Source organism: Sulfurospirillum sp. MES (assembly GCF_000789415.1).
Lineage (GTDB): Bacteria > Campylobacterota > Campylobacteria > Campylobacterales > Sulfurospirillaceae > Sulfurospirillum > Sulfurospirillum cavolei.
In genome coordinates this window covers 191546-207574 of sequence record NZ_JSEC01000002.1, presented here as the reverse complement: position 1 = coordinate 207574, position 16029 = coordinate 191546, and the positions used below count along the sequence as shown (strand labels likewise).

At 45.4% G+C, this 16029-nt stretch carries 15 protein-coding genes; 9 read left to right on the top strand and 6 right to left on the bottom strand.

Annotated features, from left to right (window positions below; all coding sequences use genetic code 11):
- Genes OA34_RS04575 through OA34_RS04550 form a run of 6 tightly spaced genes read left to right on the top strand, consistent with a single transcriptional unit; the run spans position 1 to position 5805 of the window.
- The gene (locus OA34_RS04575) at positions 1 to 456 is read left to right on the top strand and encodes a DVU_1555 family C-GCAxxG-C-C protein (protein WP_039672872.1); all 456 of its coding nucleotides are present in this window, start codon (positions 1 to 3) and stop codon (positions 454 to 456) included.
- Entirely contained in the window at positions 453 to 1796 is a 1344-nt protein-coding gene (gene trsS / locus OA34_RS04570; protein ID WP_039672870.1) for a radical SAM (seleno)protein TrsS, read from the top strand. The genes OA34_RS04575 and trsS overlap by 4 nt, the downstream gene beginning before the upstream one ends.
- Entirely contained in the window at positions 1793 to 3094 is a 1302-nt protein-coding gene (locus OA34_RS04565; protein ID WP_039672868.1) for a DVU_1553 family AMP-dependent CoA ligase, read from the top strand. The genes trsS and OA34_RS04565 overlap by 4 nt, the downstream gene beginning before the upstream one ends.
- Positions 3091 to 4125, top strand: coding sequence for an XdhC family aldehyde oxidoreductase maturation factor (locus OA34_RS04560; RefSeq protein WP_039672866.1), 1035 nt, complete (start codon positions 3091 to 3093; stop codon positions 4123 to 4125). Before OA34_RS04565 ends, OA34_RS04560 begins: the two co-directional genes overlap by 4 nt.
- A gap of 2 nt (positions 4126 to 4127) precedes the next feature.
- A complete protein-coding gene (locus OA34_RS04555; RefSeq protein ID WP_039672864.1) occupies positions 4128 to 5234 on the top strand; it encodes a DVU_1551 family NTP transferase in 1107 nt (368 codons plus the stop codon).
- The gene (locus OA34_RS04550) at positions 5227 to 5805 is read left to right on the top strand and encodes a histidine phosphatase family protein (RefSeq protein WP_039672862.1); all 579 of its coding nucleotides are present in this window, start codon (positions 5227 to 5229) and stop codon (positions 5803 to 5805) included. Before OA34_RS04555 ends, OA34_RS04550 begins: the two co-directional genes overlap by 8 nt.
- Before the next feature lie 13 nt (positions 5806 to 5818).
- On the opposite strand, the gene OA34_RS04545 is transcribed toward OA34_RS04550, so the two are convergent.
- From OA34_RS04545 to OA34_RS04520, 6 genes are all read right to left on the bottom strand, one after another.
- Positions 5819 to 6895 (bottom strand): CNNM domain-containing protein, encoded by a 1077-nt coding sequence (locus OA34_RS04545; RefSeq protein ID WP_039672860.1) that lies wholly within the window; start codon positions 6893 to 6895, stop codon positions 5819 to 5821.
- Between the two features lie 112 nt (positions 6896 to 7007).
- On the bottom strand, positions 7008 to 7373 hold the full coding sequence (locus OA34_RS04540; RefSeq protein WP_039672858.1) for a methionine-R-sulfoxide reductase: 366 nt from the start codon (positions 7371 to 7373) through the stop codon (positions 7008 to 7010).
- Between the two features lie 90 nt (positions 7374 to 7463).
- Positions 7464 to 8129: a potassium channel family protein gene (locus OA34_RS04535; RefSeq protein WP_039672856.1), complete on the bottom strand. Its 666-nt coding sequence runs from the start codon at positions 8127 to 8129 to the stop codon at positions 7464 to 7466.
- Positions 8126 to 9454 carry a TrkH family potassium uptake protein gene (locus OA34_RS04530; protein WP_039672855.1) on the bottom strand — a complete coding sequence of 443 codons (1329 nt, stop codon included), beginning with the start codon at positions 9452 to 9454 and terminating at the stop codon, positions 8126 to 8128. The genes OA34_RS04535 and OA34_RS04530 overlap by 4 nt, the downstream gene beginning before the upstream one ends.
- A complete protein-coding gene (locus OA34_RS04525; RefSeq protein WP_039672852.1) occupies positions 9451 to 10152 on the bottom strand; it encodes a response regulator in 702 nt (233 codons plus the stop codon). Before OA34_RS04525 ends, OA34_RS04530 begins: the two co-directional genes overlap by 4 nt.
- On the bottom strand, positions 10152 to 11171 hold the full coding sequence (locus tag OA34_RS04520) for a sensor histidine kinase (RefSeq protein ID WP_039672850.1): 1020 nt from the start codon (positions 11169 to 11171) through the stop codon (positions 10152 to 10154). Before OA34_RS04520 ends, OA34_RS04525 begins: the two co-directional genes overlap by 1 nt.
- 299 nt (positions 11172 to 11470) lie before the next feature.
- Between OA34_RS04520 and OA34_RS04515 the strand changes: the two genes are divergently transcribed.
- From OA34_RS04515 to OA34_RS04505, 3 genes are read left to right on the top strand one after another with little or no spacing between them, the layout of a single operon-like run.
- Positions 11471 to 13474 carry a TonB-dependent receptor domain-containing protein gene (locus OA34_RS04515; RefSeq protein ID WP_286682844.1) on the top strand — a complete coding sequence of 668 codons (2004 nt, stop codon included), beginning with the start codon at positions 11471 to 11473 and terminating at the stop codon, positions 13472 to 13474.
- Positions 13474 to 14034 (top strand): hypothetical protein, encoded by a 561-nt coding sequence (locus OA34_RS04510; RefSeq protein WP_039672848.1) that lies wholly within the window; start codon positions 13474 to 13476, stop codon positions 14032 to 14034. Before OA34_RS04515 ends, OA34_RS04510 begins: the two co-directional genes overlap by 1 nt.
- 59 nt (positions 14035 to 14093) lie before the next feature.
- Positions 14094 to 15986 (top strand): AMP-dependent synthetase/ligase, encoded by a 1893-nt coding sequence (locus OA34_RS04505; RefSeq protein WP_039672846.1) that lies wholly within the window; start codon positions 14094 to 14096, stop codon positions 15984 to 15986.
- Positions 15987 to 16029: the final 43 nt, after the last annotated feature.

Below are 16029 nucleotides of genomic sequence, written 5' to 3'. Positions count from 1 at the left end.
ATGGATGATTTATCGCTACGATTATTTCGCCTTTCCTCGGCAGGGTTTTGCTGTGCGCAAATCATGTATAAACTTGCGCTTGAAGACGAGGGCGTCGAAAACGACGACTTGATACGTGCCGCACAAGGGTTGTGCCGAGGAATCGCCGATACGCAACAAACGTGCGGCGTTTTAAGCGGCGGTATCGGCGTTTTGGGATTGTACGGCGCTAAGGGTAAAGAAGAAGAGAGTGCCCAAGAGAATTTCAAAGCAATGTTAGACGAATTTCATACGTGGTTTACGACGGAATTTGGCTCAAGCCAATGTGCGGTGCTTATCGGAGAGAGGGATTTTCACGGTCTCGATCAAAGCTACAAGCCCATTTGCGCGGGAATGATCCAAAAAGCGTACGTCAAAGTATACGAAATTTTACAAGAGCACGGTTACGAATACGGCAACAGGGAGTCGATGCCATGACGTTAACCCCTTTGGTGCATACGCAAAGTTTATGTCCTATCTGCTTACGTTCGGTGGAGGCTTTTATCGTTCAAGAAGACGATAAAGCGTTCATGCTCAAAACCTGTTTGGAGCACGGAGCGTTTGAGACGATCGTGTGGCGCGGTAAAACGCCGATGCACGAGTGGGTACGTACCAAAGAGCGAGCTTTTATCAATCATCCGATCACGCCGATCGAAAAAGGATGCCCGTTTGATTGCGGGCTGTGCAGTGCACACCGACAACATACATGTACGGCACTGATCGAAGTGACGAAACGCTGCAATTTAAAGTGCCGTTTTTGCTTTGCCGATGCCTTGGACGCGCCTAACGAAGATCCGAGCTTAGAGCAGTTGCGCTTTCAGTTTGAGAGTATTTTCAAGGTTTCCGGTGCGTGCAATATCCAACTCTCGGGAGGCGAGCCTAGCGTACGGAACGATTTGGACGCGATTGTTCGCATGGGGCGGGAAGCGGGTTTTTCCTTTATTCAACTCAATACCAACGGTATCCGCTTGGCGCAAGACGAGGCTTACGTCAAAGCCCTTAAAGAGGCGGGGCTAAGCTCCGTCTTTTTACAATTTGACGGCGTCGACGATGCGATTTACCGACATTTGCGAGGACGTGCGCTTTTTGAGTTGAAATGCCAAGCCATCGAAAATTGCAAAAAATACGGTATCGGCGTCGTGTTGGTTCCGACGATCGTACCGAAAATCAATGATCACCATATCGGTGAAATTGTTCGTTTTGCGATAGGTCGTTCTCCGGCCGTCAGAGGCGTGCATTTTCAGCCCGTGAGTTATTTCGGACGGATTCCCAATCCTCCCAAAGACGAAGATCGTATCACTCTACCCGAAGTGATGGATGCCCTTTGCGAACAAACCGACGGTATGATCTCTTTGGCGAGCCTACAGCCTCCCGGATGTGAAAATGCGCTTTGTTCGTTTAACGGCAATTTTCTGATCGAAGAGGGAGTGTTAAAACCCGTAACGAAACGCGCGGCATGTTGTTCGCCAGAGAGCGAAAAAGCCGAAGTCGGAGCCGCGAAAGCTAAAGCGTTCGTGGCACGAAATTGGTCGTATCAAAAACAGACGCCAAGCGAAACGCTCTCGGATTGGGACAAAATCCTCAGTGCTATTCAAAATAACTCTTTTAGCCTTTCGGGTATGGCGTTTCAAGACGTGTGGAACGTCAATTTAGAGCGTATTCGGGATTGTTGCATTCACGTCTCCACCGCGGAGGGAAAGTTGATTCCTTTTTGCATGTACAATCTGACCAATACCCGAGGCGAATCTTTATACCGCGACGTAAAGAGGCTTTCATGAACGTTACGCCGCTTGAATCTTGGATCCAAGAACGCACGCATCTTGCACGGCCGAGTCAAGAAGCCCTTCGTGCGTACCAGCTCGAAAAAGTGCGAACAACACTTCGGTACGCCCAAAGTAAGAGCCGTTTTTATCGCGAACGTTTGGACAAAATCGATGTGGATGCGATCGACTCTTTCAAAGCGTTCGAAACGATCGCTTTTACGACGCCTGAGGATATTCGGCACAACGCATACGATTTTTTGTGCGTTCCCACGCATGAAATCGAACGCATCGTGACCTTAAATACGTCGGGTACGACCGGCGATGAAAAGCGTCTTTTTTTTACGCACGAAGATTTGGAAACGACGATCGATTTTTTTCATTACGGCATGCGTTGTTTGGTCGACGAGCGCGATAAAGTGATGGTTTTGCTGCCGGGACCTTCGTTTGCCAGTATCGGCGATTTGTTGAAAAAAGCGCTTCAACGAAGCGGTATCGCGTGTATCGTTCACGGCGTTTTGGATGATGTCGAAGCCGCGGCGGCATGCATTTTTCAAAACGGCATTACGTGCATCGTTGGGATTCCGATGCACGTGTCGTATCTTGCACGCATGAAAAAAGAACTCTTTGACACGCATATCAAAAAAGTGCTTTTAAGTACGGATTACGTTGCCGACGCGCTTGTCAAAAGCCTTTCTCATAACGGTACATGTCAGGTTTTTAACCATTACGGTATGACGGAGATGGGGTATGGCGGCGGCGTCGAGTGCGCTTGTTTGAGCGGTTATCATTTACGGGAAAACGATCTTTATTTTGAAATCGTCGATCCGATGACGGGCAAAGTCGTTGAAGACGGCACGTACGGGGAAGTCGTTTTTACAACCTTAAACCGCCAAGCAATGCCGCTTATTCGCTATAAAACGGGCGATAGGGCGCGTTTTTTGGTTGAGACTTGTGCGTGCGGTACGTTTTTGCGTCGAATGGAAAAAGTGCGCGGACGTATCGAAAATACCTTAAGCGTTGAAGGGCACGAGATAACGCTCAGAGATTTGGACGAAATCTTTTTGGCATACGAATCGCTCATGGATTATCGCGTCGAATGTTATGATCCTAACCGCTTACATGTGCGTTTGGTTTTGGATAAAAACACGGATGCAAAGGCCTTTCAAAATGCCCTCAAACAAGAGTTACATGTACGTTTTCAATCGAAGTTCGATTTTGAGATCGAAATCGAAGAAGACGATAGATCTTCTAAAATAACCCGAAGTATGATTAAACGAAAAATACACGATTGCAGACAAGGAGCGAAGCGATGAAAACGATTGTCGAACATATAATAGAGAGCTTAAACGAACAACACGAAATCGTTACGGCAACCATTTTACACAAAAGCGGATCGGCCCCTAGAGAAGCGGGCACGAAGATGGTTATTCGCAAAGATTCCTCGATTGAAGGGACGATAGGCGGAGGAACGCTCGAAGCGATGGCGATACGATTGGCTCCGGAAATTTTTCAAAGTAAGCGCAGTGCGATCGAAGACATCGAATTGACCGATGAAGACGCAAAAGCCGCCGGCATGGTGTGCGGAGGAGAGGTTAGCGTGCTTTTGGAACATATCGACGCTTTGGATATTCCGCAGTTCAATATCTACCATAAAGCCCAAGAGCTTAAGGCTTCGGGCATTGATTTTATCATAATCACGAATATTACGCAAAGCAGTAAACGCATCGGCGGAAAGCACAAATGGATATGCACGCAAAACGAGCTTTTCGGTGCGGACGATAACGAAGTTCAAAGCATCGCAAAAGAATTTCGCGAACACTTTTACCGGATTAAATTTCACCTTTACGTCGGTAAAAGCCGTTATATGATCGAACCTTTTTACGCGACGGAGAGACTCTACATTATCGGTGCGGGGCATGTTTCCCAACAAATCGCGTTGCTTTCCAAAAGTTTGGGTTTTTACACCGTCGTGCTGGACGATCGAGAAGCATTTGCCAATAAAGAGCGCTTTGCGAGTGCCGACGAAATTCACGTCGTCTCCTCTAGCTATGAAGATTTAGCGCAAACAGTGGGCATTCCGCCGAACAGTTACATCGTTATCGTAACGCGCGGCGTCGATAAAGTCGTGTTGGAGCAAGCGTTACGCATGAATGCGAAGTACATCGGTATGATCGGTAGCAAGACCAAACGCAATTACGTGTACGATTTGCTCTTGCACGAAGGCTTTTCGCAACAAGAACTCGATGCGGTACATTGTCCGATCGGCGTGAGCATCAATGCACAAACACCCGAAGAGATCGCCATTAGTATCGTTGCCGAATTAACGCTAGTCAAAAGGGCGTAACCATGGCAAAAGATACCGTTGCCGCTTTAATTATCGCGGCGGGATACTCTTCGAGAATGCACGATTTTAAACCCTTACTCTCTTTTGAAAAAACCAATGCGATCAAGCGTCTCGTTCAAACCTATGAAACGTTTGGGATCGAGCATATTTACGTGGTAGTAGGATATTTAAAAGAAGAAATTATCGCAACGCTTCGGGGCTATAACGTTCATATCGTCTACAACGAGGCGTTCGATCAAGGGATGTTTAGCTCGATTCAAAAGGGCATAAAAGCGATGGACGAAACCGTAGAAGCGTTTTACATGAATCCCGTGGATATTCCGCTCATTAAAACGCAAACGCTGGAGCGTTTATACGAGGCGTACGTTCGTGAGAAAAAAGGGGTTGTCTACCCTCTCTTCTTAGGACGTAGAGGTCATCCGCCTTTGATCGATCGAAAGTATCACAATGCGATTCTTTCAAGCAAGGGCGAGGGCGGTCTGAAAAAAGTCTTGGAAACGTTGGAACACGATGCTTTACATGTCGACGTATGCGACCAATCGATTTTGATGGATATGGACGAAAAAGAGGATTATTTCGCTCTTTTACGTTACGATGCGATGAAAGTTCCTACCAAAGAGGAGTGCTTGGCGATCATGCGTTTAAACGACGTTCCCGAACCTGTAATCCAACATTGCGAAGCGGTCGGTAAAACGGTGTTGGCACTTTTGAACGAAATTTCGTTATGCCACCTCGTGTTCGATAAAAACGCGCTTTTAGCGGCGGCGTATTTGCACGACATCGCACGGCAAGAAAAAGATCATGCAACGCGCGGTGCGGAAAAACTGTGTGCGATGGGCTATGAAACGATCGGCGATATGATCGCGACGCATATGGACATTACGGTGGATCGTAATGCACCGTTAAGCGCGAACGAGTTATTGTTTTTAGCCGATAAACTGGTGTGCGAAACAGAAGTGTGCGGGTATGAAAAGCGTTTTGAAAAGGCACTGAAAAAATGCGAAGGAAATCTCGAAGCACAACGCCATATCGCCCAACGTTTGGAAGCCGTTAAAATGATTATCGCCAAGATCGAACAATGTACATGTAAGGTTTTTGCTTATGGTTGACACGGTGTATCTCTTGCGTCACGGGCATATCGATAACGGAGACGAAAAGCGGTATTTGGGGCAAACCGACCTTGGACTCGATGCTTTAGGTATCGAGCAAGCGTACGCTTTACGCGAGGCGTTTCAATCGATTCGTATCGACGCCGTCTATACCAGCCCTCTTAAACGTTGCGTCAAAACGGCGCACATTATTTCGCAAGAGTATCGTATCGTCGAAGCGTTTCGCGAGATCGATATGGGAGCGTGGGAAAATAAGACGATGGCGGAGATTCGATCACACGATCCGGAATCGTATGCGAAAAGAGGGGAGGATTTGGAATATTTTACGCCGCCTTGCGGTGAAAGTTTTCATGCCGTAGCCCTGAGGGCAAAAGAAGCTTTTGACGCAATTACCTGCGAAGCGATTCATTCGAGCGTGATTATCGTTGCACATGCGGGGGTCAATCGCGTGCTGCTTTCAACGCTCTTAAACCTTCCGATTCAAGAGATGATGCGCATCGATCAACCCTATGCCTGCGTCAATCGTTTAACGAGGCATCAGGGAACGTGGCGGTACGCAAGAGGTTTTTAAAAAACCTCTCGGTTTAGCCGACTTTGGCTTTTTCGAGCTTTTTACGCTCGACTTTCATACGGTCTTGAAATTTCTTACTTCGATCTTTGGCAAAAAGCTGCATATCTTCAACCTCGTCCATCTCGTCCACGATTTCAACGCCTAAAAGCGTCTCGATCGCATCTTCAAGCGTAACGACGCCCGCGGTTTGTCCGTAGCTGTCGAATACCACGAAAAGGTGGGTTTTACGTTTGACGAATTGGTCGATCAGGTTGGGAACGGGTAAATTCTCGGAAACCATATGCACTTCATACGAGATTTGCTCCAAGGTCGTCGAGTCGTGGTCTTCCACGCTCTCTTCTAAAATACGTTGGTTAAAGACGATACCCACGACATCGTCAAGCGTTTCGCCGAAGATGGGAATACGCGAGTGAATGTACATGCGATCGTCTTCGATCGCATCTTCGATGGTGGTAGTCGCAGGCAGTGCAAACACGACGCTTCTTGGCGTCATAATGTCTTTGGCTTTAATGTTTTTCAGTTTTAAAAGATTTTCGATCAAATCGCTCTCTTTACTTAAAATCGATCCCTCTTTTTCGCCCATGGCGACAACCGCCATAATCTCGTCGCGCGAATAGTTACTTTGATGTTTTTTATTGCGGGAAATATAGTTCGTCAAAAGCGAAGAAACCCATGTAAAAGGCGTCGTAATCGTGATCAAAAACGAGATCATATACGCAGAAGGAATGAGTAATTTTTTCCAGTACAAAGCACCGAAGGTTTTAGGGATAATTTCGGAAACGTATAAAATCAGTAACGTTACGACAAAAGCAACCGCCGTTTGCCACTCCTCTCCGAATAAAATTTGTGCTTGCGCTCCTACGCCCGCCGCACCCATCGTATGGGCAAAGGTATTGAACGTTAAAATCGAAGAGATAGGCTTATCGATGTTGTTTTTAAGCTCTTTGAGCAACACAATAGCGTTTTCGTTAGTCTCTTTAGGAAGCGTCTCGATATAAGAGTTGGTGCTTGAGAGCAGAACCGCTTCAAGGACGGAGCAAAGAAAGGAGATGAAAAGAGCAAGGGAGAGATACACAATCAGTAGCGTCATAGGATTGCTCCTAGAACAAAAAACGTTAAGCTACACGAGTCCGGGTCGCTTGGGGTCATACGAAATTCCTTTATGAAATAATTGATGGAAGTATTATAGCATAAACTGGATGCTACTTCTTTTGGGCTTGGAAGACGAGCGCGATCGAATTGACGCAATGGCGCGTGTTTTTGGGCGTAAAACCTTCGTCTTCGAAAACATGTCCCAAGTGCGCCTTACAGGCGTTGCAGAGGATTTCCGTGCGCCTACCGTCACGGTCTTTTTCGCGTTGGATCGCTTGAGGGATTTCATCGTCGAAACTCGGCCAACCGCAACCGGAATGAAACTTGTCTTGTGAGCGAAATAGCGGTGTAAGGCAACGTTTGCACAGGTAAACGCCTTCGTCGTAAAAGTCGTTGTATGCTCCCGAATAGGGCATTTCCGTGCCTTTATGAACGATGACGCGTTCTTCTTCGGGTGTGAGAGGCATAAGGTTCATTATCACTCCTTGGCTTTGATGAAAAATTAGGCAATGCGTTTTTTTCCGCAGGTCGTTTATAGCGTAGATCGGATAAAAAAACCGTTAGAATCAGGCACTTTCATGTTTGGCTAAGCTTCTTAGCTTTTCGATGAACGCTTTTTTCCCGATAAACGATAACATATCGCCTTCGCGAATTTTATAACTTTTTTCGAGGGAAAATTGCCAATTATCGCGTGTTTTGCAGGCGATGAGGTGAATTTCGTTTTCAAACTCCGTTTCGACTTCGCCGATTGTTTTACCGATGAGTGAACGGGTTGCGATCAGTTTGGCGATTTTGATCGTACTGCTAAAATCGATTTGGTCGATGACGACGTTTCCCACAAGGTTTTCGACGAGTTTTTTGGCAGATTCGCGCTCGGGATAGATGACTTTAAACGCTCCGAGTCTTGCTAAAATCTCCCCGTGCGTCAACGTAATCGCTTTGGCGATAATCGTTTTGTTTTCAAGCTCTTTAAGTGCCATCAGGGTCAAAATACTCGCTTCGATATTTTCACCGATGCTGATAATGACCGTATCGAGTCCGACGACGCCGGCTTCTTTTAAAGCACGAATATCGGTACTGTCTAAAACGACGGCATCTTCGATAAATTCGCTGATATCTTGGATTTTATGCGCATCGTTGTCGATGGCGATAATGTCCATACCTTGCTCCGCCAAACCTTTGGCGATGTGAAAACCGAATTTTCCTAGTCCGATGACGGCATACGTTTTCATAAAATAATCCTTCCTTCAGGGTACTGTACATGTTTGATTTTTTCTTTTCCGACGATCAAAAAGCCGACGGCAAAAATACCCATACGTCCGATGAGCATCAGTGCGACGACAAGCGATTTTCCTACAAGATCAAACGTTTGCGAAAGACTCAATACATCGCCGTTTCCGACCGATACGCCCACGGTACAAAACGCGGAGACGACTTCAAAAAGCGTCGGCAAAAAAGCGCTGTGTTGCGTTTGTACCAAGACAACGGTCGCAAGAATGACGATAAACGAAGCAACGAAAATAATCGCGGAAGAGCGATGAATCACTTCGGCGGAAATCGTGCGTTTAAACGCATGCGGAGGTTGGTTGCTGATTTTGATCGTGTGCAACGTTGCAATAATCAAAACGGCGACGGTGGTGATTTTGATACCGCCCGCCGTACTTCCGGCACCGCCTCCGATCATCATAAAAATCGTCGAACAAAAAAGCGACGTATCGCTGAGTTGCGATAAATCCAGACTGTTAAAGCCCGAAGTTCGAAAATTGACCGAGAGAAAAAAGCTGTTTAAAAAGCGATGCTCGAGCGAAAGATGACCGAAAAAGCTCGGATTGTTCCATTCGATCGCCCCTAAAAGAAGCGTTCCCGAAAGCAGCAAAAGCACCGTACCGACCAACGTGATTTTGGTGTGGGCGGAGAGCATAAAACGTTGGTGCATAAGTTTTGCGTGAAGTTCAACCAAGACCAAGTAGCCAAGCCCTCCTAAAATAATCAACGCACCGATCGTCAAGAGAATCGTCGCGTCGGTTTGATAGCCCATAAGATTGTCTCTAAAAAGCGAAAAACCGGCATTGTTAAACGCCGCGACACTGTGAAAAAATCCTTGCCATAAGGCTTGAGGAATCGACATGTGCGTCGAAAAGCGTAAGGCTAAAACGAGCGTGCCCGCAAGTTCGATGATAAAGGTAAAGAGAAAGACCTTACGCAAAAAGATCGGAATATCGTGGTTGGCGTAGTTGAGCGACTCTTTGGCAAGATTTTTTTCGTGGATATTGAGGCTCTTTCGCATAAAAAGGTAAAAAAGCGAAACAATACTCATGTAACCCACGCCTCCGATTTGCATTAAAAGCACCAAGATCGCTTGTCCGAAGAGGCTAAAACTTTCCGGCGTTATTTTCACGATCAGTCCCGTTACGCAGGTTGCGGACGTCGCCGTAAAAAGGGCGTCGATAAAGGCGAGCTTGCCGTGATGCGCAAAGGGAAGCATCAATGCGATCGCACCGGCCAAAACGACCAAGAGGTAGCTTAAAAAGATAATTTTAAGCGTCTTTTGATTCATTCGGACTCCTTTGTGCCGTGGCTTGAAAAACGGTACCCGATACTCGATTCGGTAGAAATATATTCGGGATAGGTCGAATTTTTTTCGATTTTTTTGCGCAACGAGTTGATATAGGTGCGAAGGTATTGCATCTCGTTTTGATAACCCACGCCCCAGACTTCTTTTAAAATTTGGCGATGCGGTAGCACTTTGTCGGCGTTTTTCATCATATAGGAAAGCAGGGCGTATTCGGTCGGCGTCAGTTTCAGCAATGCGCCTTGAAGCGTGACTTGTTTTTGATTAAAATCGATCGTTAATTCCTTACATGTAAGAATGGCATGCGGCGGTTCGGGATGGATTCGACGCAAGGTCGAGCGAATACGCGCCAAAAGTTCGCTGGTGGAAAAAGGCTTCGTCACGTAGTCGTCCGCGCCCAAATCCAACGCCGCGATAATCTCTTTTTCGTCGTTACGCGCCGAAAGCACGATGATGGGTATTTTACTTTGTTTACGTATCTTGGCGATGAGGTGTTTTCCGTCGCCGTCGGGTAGTCCTAAATCCAAAATGACCAAAAGCGGATTGAGGCTTAAAACGTCGCGTTTGGCAGACGCAAGATCGTGGGCGTGTTTGCTTTTAAAACCGTATTCTTGGAGTGAAATCGTCAAAAGTTTTGCGATGGCTTCGTCGTCTTCGACGATGAGGATGCATTCGTTTGCCATTATTCCGCCTCGTTATGCAATTGGGTAGGGTATTTGAGAATCGGCAAGGTGATTTCAAAGCAGATACCGTTGTCTTTGTTGTACGCTCGAATCTCTCCGCGATGGGCTTGGACGATACTTTGGCAAATAAATAAGCCGATGCCGCTGCCTGAAATTTCTTGATTGTCTTCGGCACGGTAAAATTTATCGAAAATCGTCTCAAGCGTACGCTCGTTGAGAGGATTGCTCTCGTTGAAAAAGAGGATGCGAATGCGATCGTCTTCTTGTTTGAGTTTGATGTAAATTTGTTTGTTTTGGTTGGAATATTTAAAAGCGTTATCCAATAAGTTGGCAAAAAGCCTTCCCAAAAGGTTGTAATCGCCCCAGTAAAGCGGTAGCGTCGGATCGATGAAAATGTGCAACGAGCGTTTGATATGCGCATCGTCAAAGTCTTTAAGCGCGACGCCGAGCAAATCTTCAAGATCGCACCACTCCATTTTAAGTTCGAGTTTTTTATCTTTCAGTCTGGCATTGTCTAAAAGGTTGTTGATGAGGCGATTCATCTTGTCGGAGCTGTTTTTGATGTCGTTGAGCAACGTTTTTTGAGTTTCAGGGCTTAATTTCTGATCTTCCAAGAGGAGGGTAATCGAGCCTAAGATCGAAGATAGAGGCGTTTTAAGATCGTGTGAAATCGTATTGAGCAAGATCTCTTTCATCTCGTTGCGTTTAATTTTTTTGGCTTGCCACGTAATGACGTATCCGAAAAAGAGGAAAATCGCAAAGGTCCATACGTGAATAATGTCATACACGTTAAACGTAAAAACGGGAGGGACGTAAAGGTAGTTAAAGAGCAAAACGCTGATCGAAGCGATAAGCGTGGTACGTGCATAATTTCCCTCTAACGCAATGACGATAATCGGAATAAAATGAATCAACGCAATGTTGATCAGTTCCAAAGAATCGTAAAAAAGCAGACAAATGCTCGTCACGAAAGCCAGAGCCGCGAGTGTCGGAAGCGTGTAACGCGAGTCAAAAAACATACCGGCTCCTTTTTATCTTTGTCACGCCTTTGAAGCAAAGCTCCAAAGACTACGCTAACGCTGAGTTTTGCAAGACGCAACGCCCGCGCACCTTCGGTGCTTTGTACTTTTGTCACGTCTTTAGAGCAAAGCTCTAAAGACTACGCTAACGCTGAGTTTTGCAAGACGCAACGCCCGCGCATTTTTACCTTACATGTAAAAGATTGTAAAACATTTATTATAAAGCACAATCCATCAAAAAAGTATCAAAATAACGCCATTTAAGATAAAATAAGCTTCTCAATTTTTAAGGAGAATAGATGAAAAAACTCAAAGGTTTCCGCGGGAAGTATTTTAGCCTAGCGGCGATACTGGCTTTAAACGCGACGATTGCGCTTGCCCAAGAAGGACAAAGCGTCGTCGATAACGAAAAGCAACTCAGTACGCCCAAAGCCGAAGCTTCCTCCGAGACGACGGAACTGCTTGAAGAGACAAGCGCACCCGTTTTGGTCGTCTCAAAAAAGATCAAAGAACAAAAGTCTGAAGTCTACACCGCTTCCAAATCCTTGGTCAGTGCGACCAATGTCACCGATAATGTCAGCATTATCACCTCCGAAGAACTCTCTTTAAAAGGCATTTCCACTGTTGTTGAAGCTTTAAATACCATCCCAGGACTTAGTTTTACGTCCAATGGTGGACTTGGCAAATCAACGGCTGTGACGATGCAAGGTATGGCAAATCAATACATTCTTTTAATGGTTGATGGTGTTCGCTACAACGATCCGAGTGCACTTTTAGGCGATGCCGATTTTAGTAATCTTTTGGTCGGAGATATTGAACGTATCGAGGTCATTAAAGGGGCACAAAGTGGCGTATGGGGAGCGGACGCGGCAGCGGGTGTTATTAACATCATTACCAAAAATCCTCAAAATGGAACCCATGCCAGTGCAGGTGTTGAAGTGGGAAGTTACGGGCATAAAAGTGTGAACACATCTGTGTCTCATAAAACCGATAAGTTCGATGTTTTGCTTTCTGTTCAACGTATCACAGAAGATGGATTTACCACCTATGCTCCAAGAGGCGAAAAGATCGACCAATACGAAGACGATCCGTATCGCAATACAACGCTCAATCTCAAAATGGGCTATTGGATTGATGAGCATAACCGTGTTGAAGCAGGATACCACGATGTGAATGCGATGGCAAGTTACGATGATTTTGGTAACCCCAATAGTGCACAACACACCGATGCACACCTCCAATCGGCTTATATAACCTATAAATATTTTACAGCAAACCATGCGATTGAAACAACGCTTTCTCAAAGCGCTTTTCATAAAAAAGAGTTGGATGCTTCGTATTCGGGCGACTTAAATGATTATCAAGGTAAAGTGCCTTCCATCGAGCTTAAAGACACATGGAAATATTATGATAACAGCTCTTTAGTTTTTGGAACGTCGTATGAAAAACGCGAACTGACCTATACGGCAATCGGCGATGATGAAAAAGAGCGCGATGAAAACTCCAAAGCCCTTTACATGAACAATACCAATCGCTTGGGCAATCTTATTTTAACAGAAGCGTTACGTTTTGATAGCTTTAGTGCGTTTGATGACAAAGTGACGGGTAAAGTGGGTGCCAAATACCTTTTTAACAATCAGTTCAATGTCTATGCCAATTACGGTACAGCCTATAAAGCTCCCTCTATGTTTGAGATGATCTATCCATGGTCAAGCTATGGCATTAGTAATTTTGATCTTAAACCTGAAAATATTAAAAGCTTTAATGTGGGTATGTACTATGCCGGATTCAATGTCAACGTCTTTAGAAATGAAATTGAAGATATGATCGATGCGCAGCTTAACTCTTCATGGCAATACCAGTACGTCAATCTTGATGGAACATCCGTGATGAAAGGAATTGAGCTCTCGTATGAACAACAGTTGTTTCAGTCTCTGTTAATGGGGGCTAATTATACCTATGTAGATGCCAAAGATGCCGATGGTGAAAGACTCAAAAAACGGCCGCGTTATCAAAGCACACTTTATGCAACCTACATGCCAATGAGTAAGCTTAAGATCAATGTAAACGGCACGTATATCGGCTCACGCGCTGATGTCTCAATTGACCCCAATAGTTATGCTCAATCACCTGTTGATACCGGAAACTATTTTGTTGCAAACACAAAAGTTAGTTATCAAGTGGATAAAACATGGAATGTGTATGTTAAAGCCAATAACTTACTCGATCGTTACTATCAAACAGTCGATGGCTATGCAACTGCTGGGCGAAGCTATTACGCAGGCGTTGAGGCGAGATTTTAATGCGCTTGGCGTTACGACCGTATCTTTGGTACAAGCTTTTAAATTCCCTCTTTTTCGGCGTAACGGTCGGGAGTGTTTTTGTGTTGTATACGCCGCTTGAGCCTTCGGTGTTTTCTTTGGGCGGTATCGCTTTGGCGATCGGGTTGTTGGTTGTGGCAAAATTTTACGAGAAGATGATGAATCTTCTCGTGTTTTACCGCGTTTCGCTGCTCGTCGAAGTCGTAACGCTGGGGAGTGTTTTGGCGTTTTTAGCGTTTAAGATGAGTTATCTCAACGCTTTATTTATCTACCTTTCGTACCAAACGATTTTCGTCTTCGGCGGGTATCTCATCCGTATCGAAACCTTGGCGTTAAAGCGTACCTCATTGCTCTCTCTTGCCGACGTTATGAAACAAAAAGGCTACCTGATCGGTATGATCGTTGCCTATCTTTTTTACAAAGCTCTCGAATGGTGCGGTACGACGCAGAAAATAGAACAAGTTTACGCATTACATGTTTTGCTTTTAGTGCTCCAAATTGCTATTATCGTATCGGTTTTGAAATCCTTTCGCCAAAGATAAGCTTCCCTTTTACAAAGATAGATTACAATCAAAGTAATTTTTTCATTTAAGGATTATGCTTGCATCGCGCGGACAATACGCTTTTTCACCTTTTCCTGAGCGTCTGTGAACGCTATAAAGATCACAAAGCCTTTATTTACAACGTTGCCGATCAGGAGTTTGAAGTCACGTATGCCAAACTCTTCGACGACGTTTTAGTGCTCTCTCGGGCTTTTAAAGCCAAAAAAATCGACAAAAATTCTAAAGTTATGTTGCTTTGCGACAATCGTTACGAGTGGATCGTAACCGATATGGCGTCGCTTTCGCTCGGTGCGATCAGTATTCCCAGAGGGTGCGACACGCCTACGCAGGAGTTAGCGTTTATCCTTTCGCACTCCGAAGCCGATTTTTTGATCGTTGAAAACGAAAAAACCTATGCTCAACACGAAGCTATGCTCAAAAATCAAGAACTTAAAGCGATTTTTATCGTCGAAGCACCCAAAGTGCATTCGCTCCTTAATCATCTTTATTCTTACAATGACCTTTTAAAAGATAAAACCGTTTATCAAGACGACGTCGACGCGTTTAAGAGGCAAAAAGAGCGTTTGAGCGAGACGGATACCTTGACGCTGATTTATACGTCCGGTACGACCGGTACGCCCAAAGGCGTCGTATTGAGCCATCAAAACGTGATGTACAATGTTCGCGAACTTCCTCCGCTCATTGCGCTGCAAAGTGAAGACGTATGGGTTTCGATCTTACCCTCGTGGCATATTTTCGAGCGTGCCGCCGAATACGTTGCAATGTCGCACGGGTGTTGCATCGTTTACTCGACGCTAAAGACGTTTGCGGCGGATTTGGAACGCTATAAACCGACGATCGTCGCAACGGTTCCGAGGCTTTGGGAGTCGATGTACACGAAAATCAATACGACCTTAGAGAAAAAAGACCCCAAAAAAGCAAAGATTTTTAAAAAACTCGTTGCGATTTCGGCGGCGTACAATCGTGCGGATCGCATCCTCAAAGATCAATTACCCTGTTTTAAAAAGCCTTCTTTTTGGTTGACATGTCGTACGAAAATACCTGCTTTTTTCCAACGTCTTTTGCTAGCACTCCCCAATCGCTTTGCCAAAAAAAAGCTCTCTTTGGTGCAAGAAAAATTCGGCGGAAGACTACGCCTTGCCGTGAGCGGCGGCGGTACTTTGCCCGATTTTCTCGATGAATGGATCGATGCGATCGGCATTCGTATCGTTAACGCCTACGGTATGAGCGAATGTGCGCCGACGATTGCGGGACGTTCGGTCTTGTGCGACACTTTTTCGACGCTAGGTCCTGTCGTACCTCGAACGCAAATTCGCATTGTCTCTAAAGACGGGGTATATTTAGGTGCGGGTGAAGTCGGCGAAATATGGGTCAAAGGCGAGCAGGTCATGAGCGGTTATTATAAAAACCCCGAAGAAAATGCCAAAAGTTTTAGCGAAGAGGGCTTCTTCAAAACGGGTGATTTGGGAAAACTGACGCTTAAAAACGAGCTCGTCATTACGGGACGTTCCAAAGAGATTATCGTGCTTGCCAACGGCGAAAACGTCGATCCGAGCCGTATCGAGTCGACGCTTTCGATGTTGCCCTTCATTACCGATGCGATTTTGGTCGGACATGCTAAAAAAGGTTTGGGTGCGCTGATCGTACCCGATTTTGAAAAACTCAAAGTCTATGTGGCGGAGCATTTCGATAAAGCGGTTCAAACGATCGAGCAGGTGATGGAGGACAAGCAAATCGTCGCGAAACTGAAAGGCGAAATGAACGAACTTTTACACCATACCAAAGGATTTAAACCTTTTGAAACGCTGCAAAATATCCACTTTCTGGACAAAGAATTTACCGTGGGAGAAGAGTTGACTAATACGCTTAAAAAGAAGCGACATGTGATCGAGAAAAAGTATCAAGAAATTATTGATAAGTTTATACATTAACCCTCTTGCAAACGTATTTTGCAAGAGATAAAGGCACCAAAGG